General features: G+C 72.4%; 17 protein-coding genes. 6 read left to right on the forward strand and 11 right to left on the reverse strand.

Translation table 11 applies throughout. From position 1 onward, the window contains the following. Positions 1-71 precede the first annotated feature (71 nt). The 4 genes from GLX25_RS13070 to GLX25_RS13085 form a co-directional block, all read right to left on the reverse strand. Positions 72-440 (reverse strand): nuclear transport factor 2 family protein, encoded by a 369-nt coding sequence (locus GLX25_RS13070; RefSeq protein WP_155842879.1) that lies wholly within the window; start codon positions 438-440, stop codon positions 72-74. Positions 441-597: 157 nt separating this feature from the next. Beyond that, positions 598-1,185 carry a DUF6036 family nucleotidyltransferase gene (locus GLX25_RS18595; RefSeq protein ID WP_205719895.1) on the reverse strand — a complete coding sequence of 196 codons (588 nt, stop codon included), beginning with the start codon at positions 1,183-1,185 and terminating at the stop codon, positions 598-600. Continuing rightward, complete coding sequence (locus GLX25_RS13080; RefSeq protein WP_155842880.1) at positions 1,182-1,760, reverse strand: helix-turn-helix domain-containing protein; 579 nt, start codon at positions 1,758-1,760, stop codon at positions 1,182-1,184. The genes GLX25_RS18595 and GLX25_RS13080 overlap by 4 nt, the downstream gene beginning before the upstream one ends. 111 nt (positions 1,761-1,871) lie before the next feature. Continuing rightward, a complete protein-coding gene (locus GLX25_RS13085) occupies positions 1,872-2,294 on the reverse strand; it encodes a nitroreductase family deazaflavin-dependent oxidoreductase (protein WP_155842881.1) in 423 nt (140 codons plus the stop codon). Between the two features lie 105 nt (positions 2,295-2,399). Between GLX25_RS13085 and sigJ the strand changes: the two genes are divergently transcribed. Together sigJ and GLX25_RS13095 are read left to right on the forward strand one after the other, a co-directional pair. After that, the gene (sigJ, locus tag GLX25_RS13090; RefSeq protein ID WP_155842882.1) at positions 2,400-3,275 is read left to right on the forward strand and encodes an RNA polymerase sigma factor SigJ; all 876 of its coding nucleotides are present in this window, start codon (positions 2,400-2,402) and stop codon (positions 3,273-3,275) included. Positions 3,276-3,329: 54 nt separating this feature from the next. Continuing rightward, positions 3,330-3,770, forward strand: a complete 441-nt coding sequence (locus GLX25_RS13095) for a VOC family protein (RefSeq protein WP_155842883.1) — start codon at positions 3,330-3,332, stop codon at positions 3,768-3,770. A gap of 13 nt (positions 3,771-3,783) precedes the next feature. Here GLX25_RS13095 and GLX25_RS13100 read toward each other — a convergent pair whose 3' ends face one another. Together GLX25_RS13100 and GLX25_RS13105 are read right to left on the reverse strand one after the other, a co-directional pair. Then, positions 3,784-4,479 carry an SGNH/GDSL hydrolase family protein gene (locus GLX25_RS13100; protein ID WP_155842884.1) on the reverse strand — a complete coding sequence of 232 codons (696 nt, stop codon included), beginning with the start codon at positions 4,477-4,479 and terminating at the stop codon, positions 3,784-3,786. Further along, positions 4,476-4,961, reverse strand: coding sequence for a PNPOx family protein (locus GLX25_RS13105; RefSeq protein WP_155842885.1), 486 nt, complete (start codon positions 4,959-4,961; stop codon positions 4,476-4,478). The genes GLX25_RS13100 and GLX25_RS13105 overlap by 4 nt, the downstream gene beginning before the upstream one ends. A 199-nt stretch (positions 4,962-5,160) precedes the next feature. Between GLX25_RS13105 and GLX25_RS13110 the strand changes: the two genes are divergently transcribed. Beyond that, the gene (locus GLX25_RS13110) at positions 5,161-5,514 is read left to right on the forward strand and encodes a Fe-S protein (protein ID WP_155842886.1); all 354 of its coding nucleotides are present in this window, start codon (positions 5,161-5,163) and stop codon (positions 5,512-5,514) included. Positions 5,515-5,538: 24 nt separating this feature from the next. Here the strand turns inward: GLX25_RS13110 and GLX25_RS13115 are convergent, their stop codons facing one another. From GLX25_RS13115 to GLX25_RS13130, 4 genes are read right to left on the reverse strand one after another with little or no spacing between them, the layout of a single operon-like run. Next, a complete protein-coding gene (locus tag GLX25_RS13115) occupies positions 5,539-5,889 on the reverse strand; it encodes a metallopeptidase family protein (protein WP_155842887.1) in 351 nt (116 codons plus the stop codon). Between the two features lie 35 nt (positions 5,890-5,924). After that, positions 5,925-6,659, reverse strand: a complete 735-nt coding sequence (budA, locus tag GLX25_RS13120) for an acetolactate decarboxylase (protein ID WP_166548795.1) — start codon at positions 6,657-6,659, stop codon at positions 5,925-5,927. Between the two features lie 58 nt (positions 6,660-6,717). Continuing rightward, positions 6,718-8,586 carry a glycoside hydrolase family 3 protein gene (locus GLX25_RS13125; RefSeq protein WP_155842888.1) on the reverse strand — a complete coding sequence of 623 codons (1,869 nt, stop codon included), beginning with the start codon at positions 8,584-8,586 and terminating at the stop codon, positions 6,718-6,720. Between the two features lies 1 nt (position 8,587). Further along, the gene (locus GLX25_RS13130) at positions 8,588-9,910 is read right to left on the reverse strand and encodes an MFS transporter (protein ID WP_155842889.1); all 1,323 of its coding nucleotides are present in this window, start codon (positions 9,908-9,910) and stop codon (positions 8,588-8,590) included. Between the two features lie 116 nt (positions 9,911-10,026). On the opposite strand from GLX25_RS13130, the gene GLX25_RS13135 reads away from it, so the two are divergent. Continuing rightward, the gene (locus GLX25_RS13135; RefSeq protein WP_155842890.1) at positions 10,027-11,328 is read left to right on the forward strand and encodes a TetR/AcrR family transcriptional regulator; all 1,302 of its coding nucleotides are present in this window, start codon (positions 10,027-10,029) and stop codon (positions 11,326-11,328) included. On the opposite strand, the gene GLX25_RS13140 is transcribed toward GLX25_RS13135, so the two are convergent. Further along, positions 11,264-12,514: a glycosyltransferase gene (locus GLX25_RS13140; RefSeq protein ID WP_155842891.1), complete on the reverse strand. Its 1,251-nt coding sequence runs from the start codon at positions 12,512-12,514 to the stop codon at positions 11,264-11,266. The two genes, GLX25_RS13135 and GLX25_RS13140, sit on opposite strands and share 65 nt — an antisense overlap. A gap of 314 nt (positions 12,515-12,828) precedes the next feature. On the opposite strand from GLX25_RS13140, the gene GLX25_RS13145 reads away from it, so the two are divergent. Together GLX25_RS13145 and GLX25_RS13150 are read left to right on the forward strand one after the other, a co-directional pair. Next, positions 12,829-14,376 (forward strand): peroxidase family protein, encoded by a 1,548-nt coding sequence (locus tag GLX25_RS13145; protein WP_205719896.1) that lies wholly within the window; start codon positions 12,829-12,831, stop codon positions 14,374-14,376. A gap of 61 nt (positions 14,377-14,437) precedes the next feature. Beyond that, positions 14,438-15,466 carry an NADPH:quinone reductase gene (locus GLX25_RS13150; protein ID WP_155842892.1) on the forward strand — a complete coding sequence of 343 codons (1,029 nt, stop codon included), beginning with the start codon at positions 14,438-14,440 and terminating at the stop codon, positions 15,464-15,466. The last annotated feature ends 10 nt before the right edge of the window (positions 15,467-15,476 follow it).

Here is a 15,476-nt window from a genome sequence, read left to right on the forward strand (position 1 = left end):
CCGACGCCCCACCGCAGTTCCGCACGACGGGCCCGGGGCTCCCGGGCCCTCGTCGTGCCGGCCGGCAGCGCTCAGCTCGGCAGCTCGATCATGTACGAGACGATCTCGGTGATCCTCCCGTCGGCCGCGAAGTCGAAGACGTCGCACGACGCGACGATCGACACGCCGCCGTCGGCGTCCGTGTAGCGGGCGAGGGCGTCGACGACCACGCTCTCCTCGCCGACCACCGACCGGAACCGCTGGAACTCCGTCGTGACGTCGGCGAGGTCGGCGGACGTGCGCTCGATCGCCTTCGCCACCGCCTTCCGCCCGACCAGGGGCCCCCCGCCGACGGAGGTCCAGATGACGTCGTCGGCGAGATGCTGCAACGCGAGATCGAATCGATGGCCCGAGAACGCCCGGGCGATCTGCTCGGTGGTGAGGTCGGTCGTGGTCTCCATGCGGCTCGCTCCCCTCGCGCGGCATCCCGCGCCATTGCGGTCTGACGAGATCACCTTCGCCCCGTCGGGCGCGCGCGTCAAGGTGCCGGAGGTGAGATGGCGCCGGTCACTTTCGAGACCCGCAGTCGTTGCGGCCTCGGTGCACGTCCTCGCGCGACTACTCCGATTCGGGGCGGAGGTCTGGCGGCGGAGGCGACGACGGCGGCACGAGCGGTCCGCCGGCGAGGATGTTCTCGACCATCCCCCAGGCGCGATCGGTGAGCGAGTCGCCCGGGAAGAACTCACCGAACAGTTCGTCGGCCTCCTCGACCGACCCGATTGCGCACAGCGCCAGCAGGTGGCGGATGTCGTCGGTGTCGCGGCCGGGCCGGCTGGCCTTCAGCTTCATCGCGAGGAGCGCGTCAGCGGGTGCGACCTCGATCGTCACGAGCCCGTCGTGATGGATCGGCTCCCATCGGATCTCACGTCCCCACCACGGTGCGAGCTGTGACGCCTTGAAGTTCAGCCAATCGAGTTGCCACCCTCGGCGCTCGGCGATGCGTTCAGCGGCAGCCACCACCTCGGCCTCGTCGCCCGGACTCACCTTGACCGCATCGACGTCGACCGTCGTACGCCGATCGAAATGCCGCAGAGCGAGCGCTCCACCTCCGACGATCCGCAGGCCGACTGGATTCCCCTCGGCGTGCAGTTCTGCGACGAGCTCCCTGAGCCCGTCGATGAGGTCGTCACGATCGAGGAGGATCACACGCTCTCCAGGGAATCACGCCACACGAGCACGCCATGCGCGAGGAACTCCGCCGGCACGTCGTCGATGGGCGGCACCGGGTCCGCCGCGTCGACCAGGAGCGGTCGGAGCCGCGCGAGGTGACGAGAGGGTGCGCTCGTCCAATCCGGCGCGGGCACGCCCTCCGCGTTCAGCCGGTACTCGACGAGTGCGGCGATCGCGGCATCCCACGTCTTCGACCCGGTCGACTCGGGCTCGGTGATCGCCAGCACGCCCCGGATCAGTCCGTGCTCTGCGACGAGGTGGTCATTCATCTGCACCAGGTAGCGGAACGCCAGTGACGGCTCATCACGTCGCAGCGCATGCCGGACGGCGGCGGCGATCGTCGCGACGTCGTCGCGTGTGGTCGGTGCGGCGTAGAGGCGATGACCCGACCCGGCGAGAAGCCTCGTCGCCGTGTCGAAGCGCGGGTCCTCGTGCGCGTTCTCCGCGATCGCGACCCGACTCTGCGAGAGCCCGGCCCGTCGGGCGAGATCCCGCTGGGAGAAGCGGCGCGAGCGACGGGCGGAGCGCACCAACGTGGCGATGTCGGCCATGAGCACACCTCCCCACATGATTCGGTATTCATGATCATACCGCAGACACGCATGCCATTGCGAGGTTCGCCAGATGACCGTGTCTCCGCCCGGTACCACCGGCGCCCGGCATCACGCCCGATCGAACACGATCGCCGCGGGGAATCGCCGGAGCACGGCGCTGAACGGCGCGCGAGCGAGTCGTGCCGCCTCCGCGCCATCCACGATCCGCGGGCGCGCCAGCCCGACCTCGCGCCCCCGCCACCGCAGCGACGCGCCGTCCGCTGCCACGACGTTGCGCGCCCAGTTCGTCGCCGCGCCCCACGGCAGCCCGATGACCACGATCGACGCGTCCGTCGTCGGCACGACGGCGATGGGCGTCTCGTAGGCGGTGCCGCTGCGGCGCCCGACGTGGCGGATGAGCGCCCAGACGGGCATCCAGCGGCGACCCGCGAGGGCGCGCGCGACGGGCGCCGTCGCGATGACGAGCCGACGCGGCGGGCCGCTCGCGGCGCGCGGCTCGGCGGACCGGGACGGAAGGGAGGTCTCGTTCATGCAGGTGAGACGGATGACTCGGCGCCCGTGTGACATCCGCCCGGACATCAGCCGCGGCATCCGCCCTTGCGTCACACCGACCACGGGTGGATCGTCTCCTGTGTCATGACCGAGTTCGCCGACCTCTGGACCGCGCACCGGCACGTCGTGCGCGACGTCGCGTACCGGGTGCTCGGGTCCGTCGCCGAGGCCGAGGACGTCACCCAGGAGACCTACCTGCGCCTGCTCGCCCGAGAGGGCGACCCCGACGCGGCGCCGTTCGACGACCCGCGCGCGTGGCTCGTGACGGTCGCGTCGCGGCTCGCGATCGATCGGCTGCGCGCGCACGAGCACTCGCGGCGCGCGTACGTCGGGCCGTGGCTGCCCGAGCCGATCGTCACCGACGAGCGCACGCTGCCCGAAGACCGGGTGACGCTCGACGACTCGGTGCGGATGGCGCTGCTCGTCGTGCTCGAGCAGCTCACGCCCGCCGAGCGCACCGCCTTCCTGCTGCACGACGTGTTCGACCTCTCGTTCGACCGCATCGCCGAGGTGCTCGGCTCGAGTCCCGCCGCGGCACGGCAGTCGGCGTCACGCGCGCGGAGGCGGATCGCCGCGCACGGCGAGGCCCGCTTCGCCGTTGACCCCGCCGCCGCCCGTCGCCTCTCCGAGCGGTTCGCCGCCGCGGCATCCGACGGCGACCTCGACGGGCTGGTCGCGGTGCTGGCGACGGATGCCACGGGCTGGTTCGATTCCGGCGGCGCCTACCCCGGCGCACCGACCGAGCCGGTGCGCGGCGCCGAGCAAGTCGCGCGGCAGTTCCTCGCCGGGGTCGGCGGGCTCGGCCTCGACTTCCGGGTCGCGGAGGTCAACGGCGAACCCGGCGTCGTGGTGCGCCGGCGCGACCGCGTCGTGTCGGTGCTCGCGCTCGAGTTCGCGGACGGCCGGATCACGGCGATCCACGGCGTCGGCAACCCGGCGAAGCTCGGGCACGTGCGGTGAGCCGCGCCAGGGCTGGGCAGGCCGACGTCCGACGTCGGCCGTACGCTCGGGACCATGACCATCCGACGCCTGGACAACGTCGCCATCGTCGTCGACGACCTGGATGCGGCGATCGCGTTCTTCGCCGAGCTCGGCATGGAGCTCGAGGGCCGCGCGGCGATCGAGGGCGACTTCGCCGACCTCGCCGTGGGCCTCGACGGCATCCGCAGCGAGATCGCGATGATGCGCGTGCCCGACGGCCACGGCCGACTCGAGCTCACGACCTACCTGCACCCCGAGGCATCCGCCCCGTCACCCGCGGTGCCGCCGCCGAACACGCTCGGGCTGCACCGCGTGATGTTCGACGTCGACGACCTCGACGACACGCTCTCGCGTCTGCGCCCGCACGGTGCCGAGCTGCTGCGCGAGGTCGCGAACTACCAGGACGAGTACCGGCTCTGCTACCTGCGCGGGCCCGCGGGCATCATCGTCGCGCTGGCCGAAGAGGTCGGGTGAGGCGCGGCATCCGTCACCCGGCGCGCAGCTCGGCGGCGATCGCGGCGGCGATCGCGGTGCCGAGCACGCGAGCGCCCTCCTCCGACGGGTGCAGGCCGTCGGAGCTCATGCCCTCGACGAACCGCCCGTCGAGGGTGCGCAGGCCCGCGGACGCATCCACGAAGCGCCACCCACGATCGTCGGCCAGGTCGTCGAGGCGCTCGTTGTACTCCGTCACGCCGTCGGGATAGGCGTCCATGGGCGGGATCGAGACCACGAGCACGTCGCCGATCCCGACGGCGTCGACGATCCGGTCGAGGTTCGCAGCCGACTCCTCGAACGGCACGCCGAACGCGAGGTCGTTCGTGCCGGCGAGCACGACGAGCGCGTCCGCCTCGACCGGCGCGACCGACTGCGCCATCCGCTCGGTCGTCGCGCCCCACTCCGCCCAACCGCCGGTGAAGACGAACCCGTCGTCGACGACGTACGTCGCCCACGACGCGGGGCCGAGGTCGCCGGTCGCGAAGTCGCGGCTGTCGGCATCCGTGATCGAGTCGCCGACGGCGGCGAACGTGCCGAGGGCGCGGCCGACGGATGCCTCGGGCGCGCCGGTGCGGTCCGACGGCGCCGACGCGGCGCATCCGACCATGACGCTCGCCGCGGTCGCGACGGCGAGCGCGGCACCGAAACGGCCCGCGCGCAGGCCGAACCGACCCCCGCCCGTCGTCACGATCCGGGCGGCGCGGTCGGCGCTCCCTCGCCGGTGCTGAGCCGAAGCGCTTCGCGCAGGCCGAACACGCGGGCGGTGACGGCGCCGTCCTCCGCGAACCCCGTCGCCTCGATCGGCACGACCTCCGCGCCGACCACGTTGTAGCTGCGACCGTCGTGCTCGAGCACCGCCGTCCCGGCGGCCAGCACGTTGCGCACCCAGTTCGCCTCGGAGCCGTACGGCAGCACGACCTCGAACCCGCCGCTGACCCGGACCGCCGAGATCGGCGTCGCGTAGTAGCGACCGCTCGAGCGACCGACGTGGCGGACCACCGAATGCGGGTCGCCCTCCCGCCCCGCGGTCTGCAGCACCCGCGGATTGACGCGCTCGCGCTGCCAACGGACCAGCGGCCCGAGCACGCGCGGGTCGCGTCGCCGGAAGCCCACCACGATCGTGAGACCGGCGACCAGGACCAGGGCGCCGACGGCCGCGATCACCACCATCAGCATTCGTCCGAGCACTCGTCCCACACCCCTCACCGCGCGGCACCCCTCACCGCGCCGCCGATGCGGCCAGCGTAGCCCGGGGCGCGCCGCGCTGTCCCGCCCCGGCGGAGGGCGAGCCCGAGCGCGTCGCGCCGGCCGAGGCCTGAGCCGCCGCGCCCCCACGCGCCGCGACCCGCCCGCGCGATAGGTTGACGGCATGGAACTCCTCCGCCACCTCGTCGTGCTCGTCCACCTCGTCGGCTTCGCCGTGCTCTTCGGCGCCTGGGTCGTCGAACTGTTCAACGGCAAGCGGGGCATCACGCGCCTCATGCACTGGGGGCTCGCGATCGCCGGCGTGGCCGGACTCGCACTGGCCGCGCCGTGGGGCATCGAGTACGACCTGAACTACGCCAAGATCGGCACGAAGCTCGTGATCCTGATCGTCATCGGGGCGCTCCTCGGCATCGGGGCCGGCCGCCAGCGCAAGACCGGCTCGGTCCCATCGGCGATCTTCTGGCTGATCGGCATCCTCACGTTCGCGAACGCGGCGATCGCGGTGCTCTGGCGCTGATCCCGCCCTGAGCTCGGCTGCGCGCTACGCCCAGCCGAGCTCGCGCAGCTTCGCGTCGTCGAGCCCGAAGTAGTGCCCGATCTCGTGCACGAGCGTGATGCGCACCCGCGCGCGGAGCGCGTCGAGGTCGGCGCTGTGCTCCTCGAGGTTGTTCTTGTAGAGCGTGATGCGGTCGGGCAGCTCACCGAAACCGTAGACCCCGCGCGTGGTCAGCGGATGACCGCGGTACTGGCCGAACAGCCGTGGGCGCTGCGCGATCGGCTGGTCCTCGAACGAGATCGCGACGTTCTCGAGCCCGCGGACCATGTCGTCGGGCAGCGCCTCGAACACCTCGCCGAGCAGGCGCTCGAAGTCGTCATCCGTGAGGTGCACCATGCGCCGGCAGCCTCTCCCTCAGCGTGCCGCGGCGCTCACCGCGTCGCCCCGCCCTGCTCGACCGCGACGATGCGGTGGTCGTCGTCGTGCGTGAGCTCCGTCCGGAGGAATCGCTCGTCGGTCGGCAGCCGCAGGTCGAAGCGCGCGAACGCCGCCACGCGCAGTTCGCCCGACTCGACGGCGAGGTCGAGCACGTGCCCGCCGAGGCTCCGATCCTCGCTCAGGAAGTGCAGGTGCAGCCCCGCCACGGCGATGCCCTGGTAGATCGCGGGCGTCCAGAACCCGACGAGCGTGCCGCGGATGCCACGCGCCACCGTTTCCACCTGGTGCTTCGTCACCTCGGCCAGCGGCGGGAGCGGATGCCGCTGCCTCGGCGTCACGCGCACTCGGACCTCCGACAGCAGCCCGTCGAAGCGCACGGCGTGGAACAGGTTCCGGCTCGTGAGCGCCTCGTCGACGGATGCCGCGAAGCCGGCCAGTCCGGCGGCCCCGACCTCGATCGCCGGAACCTCCGGGAACCGGCACACGATCGCGAACGGGAGCGTCTCGTCCATGCGCATGACGGCCGGCGGTCCGTCGAGCGTGCACTCGATCGCCGCCGCATCCAGGATGACGACCTCGCCGCCGAGCTGCTCGAGGCAGCCCAACCCGAAGTCGCCGAGCGCGCACGCCTCGCCGACCCGCAGCCCGGACTCGTAGGCGCCGGCGAGCAGCGCGTCGAGCACCGCGAACTGCGTCACGGCCGCACCGGGCACGGGTGTCGGGGGCACGCTTGGAGCGTACCCCCGACGTGGCACGGATGCCTCGCGCCCGGTCAGCGCACGTCGCTCAGTCCAGGTCGAGCCCGTGGCCGAACCGGAACAGCGGGTCCGCGGTGTCGAACGGCACGTCGGGGCGGTTCGCCTCGACCGCGGCCATGCTGCGCGGCAGGTCGAACGGCAGGCGGCCCTTCGGCGTCGCCTCGCCGAACAGCACGTCGAGCACGGCGCGCGGGTTCGCACCGTAGTTCGCCACGAGCGCGGCGACGTCGCCGGCGAACGGCGTGAGGATCGCCGGGCGGTCGAGGAACACGTCGACCACGGTCGGCACGGCGGCGGCGACCTCGCGCACGTGCGCGACGAACTCCTCCGGGAAGTCGAGCGAGCCGGCGTGGAAGAAGTTCTCGAACATCGTGGCGCGCTGCTCGAACGGCGCCTGGATGCGCAGGATCGCGACATCCGCCTCGGCCGGGGTCTCGACGACGGTGCCGTACTCGGCCGCGACCGACGCGTCGACGCCCTCGACGTAGACGCGCAGGCCGCGCGCCAGCGGCAGCGTCCTCGCGCCATCCGCTCGCACCGTGTTCGTCAGCACCGTGACCGAGAGGCGCTGCGCCTGCTCGCCCGCTGCGACGAACTCGGGCGCTCCCACGACCTGCGTCGCGCGCACGACGTCGACGTAGCGACGGTCGTCGAAGAGGCCGAGCACGAACTTCTCGCGCAGGATGCGGCGGGCCGAGACATCCAGCCGCTCCTCGGTCACCTCGCCCGTGCGCACGAGGTCGACGAGCAGCTCGGGGTTCGCCTCGCCGCCGAACTGGTCGGCACCCGCCGCGATGACCTTGACCATGCGCTCGCGCGGGCTCAGGTGCTCGACGCCCCACGCACGCGCGGGGAACGGCTGGCCGAAGATCTCGCCGTCGGTGATGAGGCCCCAGTCGGTGCAGACGATGCCGTCGAAGCCGTACCGCTCGCGGAGGAGGCCCGTGATGACGGACTTGTTGAAGCCGAAGCCGACCTCCTCGTGCTCGGTGCCGACCGGCATGCCGTAGTACGGCATGATCTGCCGGGTGCCGGCCTCGAACGCCGCCTCGAACGGCGTCAGGTGCGTCTCGAAGGCCTCGCCCGGGTAGACCTGCTCGCGGCCGTAGGCGAAGTGCGGGTCCTCACCGTCCTGCTGCGGACCGCCGCCCGGGAAGTGCTTCGTCATCGTCGAGACCGAGTCCTCGCCGAACTCGGCGCCCTGGAAGCCGCGCACGTACGCGGCGCCGAGGCGCGAGGTCAGCTCGGGGTCCTCGCCGAACGTCGCGAGCTGCCGCGACCAGCGCGGCTCGGTCGCGAGGTCGACCTGCGGGTGCAGCGAGACGCGGATGCCGACCGCCGTGTACTCCCGACGCGCGATGTCGCCGAACTGCTCGACGAGCTCCTCGTCGCGGATGGCGGCGAGGCCGAGCGTCTCGGGCCAGGTCGAGAATGCGCCCGTGAGCATGCCGGCGAGCGGGTTGTCGCTGTACGAGTGCCTCGGGTCGGTCGAGATCGTCACGGGGATGCCGAGCCGCGTGCTCGCCGCGAGCTCCTGGAGCCGGTTGTGCCACTCGGCCATCGCCGCGGGCGTCGGTGCCGCCTGCAGGATGTTGAAGTGGTTCATGAGGCGACCCTCGACGTACTCGGCGTTCGAGGGCAGCCCGAACACGGGGTCGGCGTCGGCGAGCGAGCCGTCCTCCCCCATCGTGATCATCGTCTGGAAGAAGAGACCGGCCTTCTCCTCGAGCGTCATCTGCGCGAGCAGGAGCTCGACCCGCTCCTCGACCGGGAGGTCGCGGTCGAGGTAGCGGCGGTCGACGGCGTCGGCCGCGTCGTGGGCGGATGCCTCGGGGCCGGCGTCGCCCGCGGGGGCCGCGGCCGCGGCATCCGTCGTGGTGTCGACGAGGTCGGTCATGTCACTTCACTCCCTTGATGCGGTAGACGAGGACGGCGCCGGCGAGGGCGACCGCGGCGCCCACGAGGTAGAACGTGGCGTAGCCGCCGATGGCCGTGCTCGCACCGGCCGCGATGATCGCGGGCGCGATCGCGGGGGCGATCGACTGCGGCAGGGCGTTGGCGATGTTGAGCACGCCGAGGTCCTTGGCGGTGTCGTCGGGGTTCGGCAGCACCTGGGTCGCGAGCGCGAGGTCGACCGAGAAGAACGAGCCGGCGCCGAGGCCGATGATCGCCTGGCCGAGGATGAGGACCTCGATGCTGGGCGCGAACGCGAGCATCACGAGGCCGACGACCATGACGACGCCGGCGATCGCCACGAACGGGCGGCGCTTGCCGATGCGGTCGGAGAGCATGCCGCCGACGGGGCCCGAGATCGCCATCGCGCCCATGGCCGCGAGGTTGCTGATGAGGATCGTGGTGATCGCCTCCTGCTCGGCGAGCTGGAAGCGCTCGGTGAGGTAGAGCGGGAGGAAGGTGGCGACGCCCGCGTAGCCGAACATGACCATGAACTTGGTGAGCCAGGTCCAGCCGAAGTCGGGGTGCTTCTTGGGGTCGAACACGAACGAGCCGAGGAACTGGCGCATCGTGTAGCGCTCGGCGGGCTTCTCGGTGAGCACGCGGTCCTTGAGCACGAGCGCGAAGAGCACGGCGAGGAGGGTCGCGATCGCGGCGGGCACCACGAAGCGCGTGAAGTCGTCGGCAAGGAAGTTCACGAGCACGCTGCCGCCGAGGATGCCGAGCGGGGTGGTCAGGCCGATGATGCCCGAGACGCGGCCGCGACGGTCGGTCGGCACCTGGTCCGGCAGGGTCGCGTTCGCCGCCGCGAGCACGGCGTTCATCGAGACCTGCACGAGGCACCAGCCGAGGAAGACCATCCACACGTCGCTCGCGGCGCCGATGAGCGTGAAGGAGAGCAGGCCCACGAGCGAGCCGCCGACGATCCAGGGCCGGCGCATGCCGAAGCGCGAGGTGGTGCGGTCGGAGAGGCGGCCGACGAGCGGGTTGGCGATCATCGCGAAGAGCGCGCCGACGCCCATGATCAGCCCGAGCGAGGCGGTCGCCGCCTCGGCCGACGGGGAGATGTGCTGGATCTTGAACGCCATCGACACGAGCACCGGGGTGAGCAGGGCCAGGTAGATGCCGAAGTTCGCACCGGCGAGCGCGGGCGTGTAGCCGCGGGGGGTGCGCTCGGGGGCCGGGGCACCGGGGGCGCCGGTGGGGGCGGATGCCGCGGGCGCGACGGTCGCGTCGAGCGACCGGGCGGCGGTGGACGACTCTGTCATGCGTACTCCTTCGTACCGAGCCGATCGGCTCTCGAGGAGACACGGTAACCCAAAATCAAACAGTTGGAAAGTCAATTTCGAACGACTGGTAGATTGGCCGTCGGGAGGGGGACGCCGTGGTCATCGAATCTGCGACCCGTGCCGCGCGATCCGCGTCGACGCGCCACCGGGTACTGGCGTCGGCGCGCGACCTGTTCGCCGCGCGCGGGTTCGGTGCGGTGTCGATGCGGGACGTCGCCGCCGAGGCAGGGGTGAGCCACCCCACCGTCCGGAACCTGTTCGGCTCGATGGACGCCCTGCTCGACGCGGTCGTCGAGGGCTACGAGGCCGACCTCCAGGAGGCGCTCGAGGGTCGGACCCCCGACCTGGACCTGATCGACATGATCGCCCGCACCGGTCGCGACATCCCCGGTTACATCGAATTGTTCACGGTGCTCGCGGGCGCGGCGACGCTTCCCGAGCATCCGGCGCACGAGCGCTTCCGCGCTCGCGACTCCGCGTTCCAGGCCATGGGCGCGGAGATGCTGCGGAACGCGCGCGACCGCGGCGAGCTGCCCGCCGACCTCGACGTCGCGGGCGAGGCGCGACGGCTCAACGCGGCGTGGGACGGACTGCAGGTCATCTCGCGCTACCTGCCCGACGAGGTCGACGTGCCCGAGGCGCTCGCCCGCCGCATCGCCCGGCTCCGCGGACGCGCGCCCGCGGTCGGCCCGGTCGACGACGTCGAGCCGCTCGCGATCACGATGCTCCTCGTCGACGAACCGATCGATGACGCCGGCTACGCGGTGGGTCGCCGCCGCCGTGCCGACATCATCGACCAGGCGACGGCGATCTTCGCGCGCGACGGTTATCACGGCGCGAGCCTGCGCGACATCGCGTCGTCGGTGGGCGTGAACGCCTCGACGCTGCTGCACCACTTCGGCAGCAAGGAGGCGCTGCTCGCCGCCGTGCTCGCGCACCGCGACGCGGCGATGGCCGCCCGCGAGGCCGACGCCGACGACGACCCGGTCCGGATCCTGCGCGATCTCGGCGCCGCCGCGAGCCATGACGCCCGCACCGAACCCGGCCTCATCAGCATCTACGCCGTGCTCTCGACCGAGGCGGTCGCGCCGACGCATCCGGCCCACGAGTACTTCCGCGACCGGTTCGCGCGAGCCATCCGCATGTTCGAGAACGTGATCCAGCGCGCCGCGGCGCGCGGCGCGACCCGCCCCGACGTCGATCCGCACGCCGAGGCGATCCACCTCATCGCGCTCTGGGACGGCCTGCAGCTGCAGTGGGGCTACGACCCGGACGCGATCGACATCGGGCGCGAGCTCGATGCGCACCTCGCGGGGGTGCTGCGGGACGACGTCACCGGCGCGCCGGAACCCGCTCCAGCTCGTCCAGCAGCGGCGACTCCGCGACGTCCCGCATGATCGCGCGCCCGAGCCCCTCGGCCGATTCCCGATAGCTCGCATCGCCCAGCACCTCGGCGACGGCCCGCGCGATGCGCGCGCTCGGAGCGGTGCGCGGCACGGCGACCCCGGCGTGGCGCTCGGTCACGCGCACGGCGTTGTCGGCCTGGTCCCGGCCGTGGTGCAGGATCACGAGCGGCACCCCGGCGGCGAGCGCCTTGATCACCGTGCCGTGACCGCCGTGCGTCACCACGAGGTCGGCGTGCGGCAGCACCTCGCGGTGCGGGGCGGATGCCACCACGGTGACGTTCGCGGGCGCCGCGATCGCACCGGGCTCGACGGCCGGGCCGGTCGTCACGAGTCCGCGGACGGGCAGCTCGCCGAGCCCGTCGGCGATCCGCTGCAGGCAGCCGACGTGGTCCTGGAAGGTCGACGACATGGCGACGAGCACGAGCGGCCCGTCGCCGTCGGGCGGGGTCCAGCTCGCGGCATCCGCCCAGTCGGGGTCGTCGAGGATCGGGCCGACGTATCGGGCGTTCGCGGGCAGGGTCGCCGGGAAGTCGAACGCGGCCGAGGTCAGCACGAGCTGCATCCGGGCGTGCCCCATCTGCCCCCACAGGGTCGGGATCGGATCGAGGCCGTGCAGCTCGCGGAGCTCGTTGAGCTCGCGCAGCGTGTAGCGGTCGATGAGGCGGGCGCCTGCCGCGCGCATCGCGCGGTCGCGGGCGCGTCCGAGCGGCCCGTGCGCCGGCGCGAGCCCCGCGCCGAACGGCGGCATGCCGTCGGCGGGCAGCACGTAGACGTTCGGCATGATCAGGTCGAACGGCACGCCGCGCGACTCGGCCGCGATCATGGCGCCGAGCGCGAACCCCGAGGTCACCACGAGGTCGGGCGCGATCTCGTCGATCAGCGCCCCGGTGTCATCCGCCTGGTCGCCGGCCGGGCCGACGAGCATGTGCTCGGCCATGCCGCGCGCCTGCGCGAGCGGCGTCCGGAGCTCCCAGTCGCGGAACTCGGCGAAGGGCCGCCGCCAGATCCGCACCGCCGCGCCGGCGCGCTCGACGTCGGCCGCCATCGTCTCGTCGGCGAGCACCGTCACGCGATGCCCACGATCGACGACCCTCCGCACGACTCCGACCTCGGGCGGCACGGTGCCGCCCGCGTCGGTCAGCGCGAAGAGGTAAGTGCGTACGTTCGGATGCGTCATCGGTGCTCACCGTCCCGGCGGCCCGGATCCGGGCGGACCCGGGCTCGATGCGGTGAGCGTAGCGCCGCGCGGCGAGCGGATGCCTCGGTGCTGGCCCTGTCATCGACGGGCCGCGACGGCGCCGCCGATCTGCACACCCAAACCCCCCGATCGAGGGCCACGGCTGGAGCGCGCCGCCACTATCGTGACGCTTGCTCACGTACCTGGGGGGCCGCCCACCGCCTCCCATCCCAGTTCGACCCGGACGCAGCGCCTCCCTGCCCGGATTCGCCTGGGATGAATTCTCGTCGCATGAATTCACGGAGGTGTTCGCAATGTCAGCCTACGAAGGCGCACCGGACGGCACGTCGCAGGGCGCCGCACCGCGCACGACGGAACAACTGGTCGCCGGCGCGACATCCGCACACGAGATCGGCTACGGCCGTCGGCCGGCCCGCGGTCACGGCTACGAGCAGCGCGGCCTGGCGTACCTGCCGGGGTCGCAGCTGTTCGAGGGGAAGTTCGGGCGGATGTTCCGACTCCCGCCGTTCGTCCCATCCGACGACCGGATCGCGGAGATCGCGGCCGTCATGGAGGAACAGGTCACCGGGCCGTCCCCCGAACTCGACAATCCGAAGATCCCGTCGGGCTACACGTACCTCGGCCAGTTCGTCGACCACGACGTCACGTTCGACACGGCGTCGAGCCTGGAGCGCCAGAACGACCCCGACGCGCTGACGAACTTCCGCAGCCCGCGGTTCGACCTGGACTGCATCTACGGGCGCGGGCCGGTCGACGATCCGTTCCTCTACGACCGTGACTCGGGTCGCGAGAAGCTCCTCGTCGGGCGGCACGACGACGAGGACGACCTCCCGCGCAACAGCCAGGACACGGCCCTCATCGGCGACCCGCGGAACGACGAGAACACCTTCGTCAGCCAGTGGCAGCTGACGATGCTGAAGTTCCACAACGCGGTCGTCGACCTGGTCGCCGCCGACGAGACCCTCAAGCGCGGCAGCGAGAACACGTTCGAGGCGGCCCAGCGGATCGTGCGCTGGCACTACCAGTGGCTCGTCATCCACGACTACCTGAAGCGCATCGTCGGCGACGAGATGCTCGCCGAGGTGTTCGACGAGTCCGGGCCGATCCCGACGGTGGATCGCCGGTTCTACAAGTGGCACAACACCCCGTACATGCCGGTCGAGTTCTCGGTCGCCGCGTATCGGTTCGGCCATTCGATGATCCGCGGGCGCTACCGGCTCAACACGCTCGTCGGCCCCCTGCCGACGTTCAGCCCCGGCCCGGTCGCGGACGACCCGCTCGGTCACTTCGGCGGGTTCCGGATCCTCCCGCCGTTCTGGACGATCGAGTGGGCGCGATTCTTCGAGGTGAACGGTGCCGGCGCGGACGCACTGCAGCCGTCCCGCCTGATCGACACGAAGCTCGCGAGCGTGCTCACCGCGCTCCCGCCCGAGATCGGCGGCAACCGTCCCTCGCTCATCGCGCGCAACCTGACCCGTGGTGCGCGGCTCCTGCTCCCGTCGGGGCAGGACGTCGCCCGGCACATGGGATTCGACGTGCTCACCGACGCCGAGCTCGAGCTGCCCGGCGGCGGCCCGGCACCGCTCTGGTACTACATCCTCAAGGAGGCGAGCATCCAGGCGAACGGCGAGCATCTCGGGCAGACGGGCGGTCGGATCGTCGCCGAGGTCTTCCTCGGCCTGCTCGAGAAGGACGCCTCGTCGTACCTGCGGAACGAGCCGGGGTGGAGGCCCTTCCTCGATTCGGCGGTCGACGGCGACTTCACGGCGCCCGACCTCATCGCGGTCGCGGGCCACGGGCTGGGGGTGACCGACCTGCCGGGGCCGGGGCCGACGCCGTAGGGGCTCGGGAGCGGAGGAACCGAGCGGAAGAACCACCGGCTCGGGCGCGTTGCCCCTTTGCATGAGAGCGATCGCGTACTCCGAGACCGGCCCGTCCTCCGTCCTGCAGCTCGTCGAGCGCGACATCCCGCAACCCGCGCCCGGCGAGGTGCGCGTGCGGATCGTCGTGTCGGGCGTGAACCCGACCGATTGGAAGGCGCGCGCGGGCGGGGCGCCGGGCCGGGCCACGCCGTTCCCCGAGGTCGTGCCGAACCAGGACGGCGCTGGGGTCGTCGACGCGATCGGCGACGGCGTGACCGGGTTCGCGGTCGGCGACCGGGTCTGGGTCTTCCTCGCCGCGCACGAACGCCCGACGGGCACCGCCCAGGAGTTCGCGGTCCTGCCCGCGAGCCGGGTCGTGCACCTCCCGGATGCCGCGGGCTTCGACCTCGGCGCCTCACTCGGCGTGCCCGCCATGACCGCCCACCGCGCCCTCACCGTCCACGAGGGCGGCCCGACGCGACTCGGACCGGGCGCACTCGAGGGTCGGACCGTCCTCGTCGCCGGCGGCGCCGGCGCGGTCGGGCACGCCGCGATCCAGCTCGCCCGCTGGGCGGGCGCCCGCGTCGTGACGACCGTCAGCTCACCCGAGAAGGCCGCCCTCGCGACCGCGGCCGGCGCGCACCACGTGGTCGACTACCGGGCGGATGACGCGGCTCGCGCCATCCGTGCCGTCGCGCCCGACGGCGTCGACCAGGTCGTCGAGGTCTCCCCTGCGCGCAACGCGGCGCTGAACGCGGCGATCATCGCGAACCACGGCTCGATCTCGGTCTACGCGACGGACGGCGGGACCGAGATGACGCTCGACGTGCGCCACCACTTCTCGCTCAACGCGCGGTACCAGTTCCTCCTGCTCTACACCGTCGGCGACGCCGCCCTCGCGGCCGCCGCCGACGACCTCACGCGCGCGCTCGAGAGCGGCGCGCTGCCCGTCGGCGAGGAGGCGGGCCTGCCGCTCACGCGGTTCCCGCTCGATCGTGCCGCCGACGCGCACGACGCCGTCGAGGCGGGGACGGTCGGGAAGGTGCTGATCGACGTCGCGGCGGGCTGACCGAGGCGCC

Source organism: Agromyces luteolus, assembly GCF_009729855.1.
Classification (GTDB): Bacteria; Actinomycetota; Actinomycetes; order Actinomycetales; family Microbacteriaceae; genus Agromyces; species Agromyces luteolus.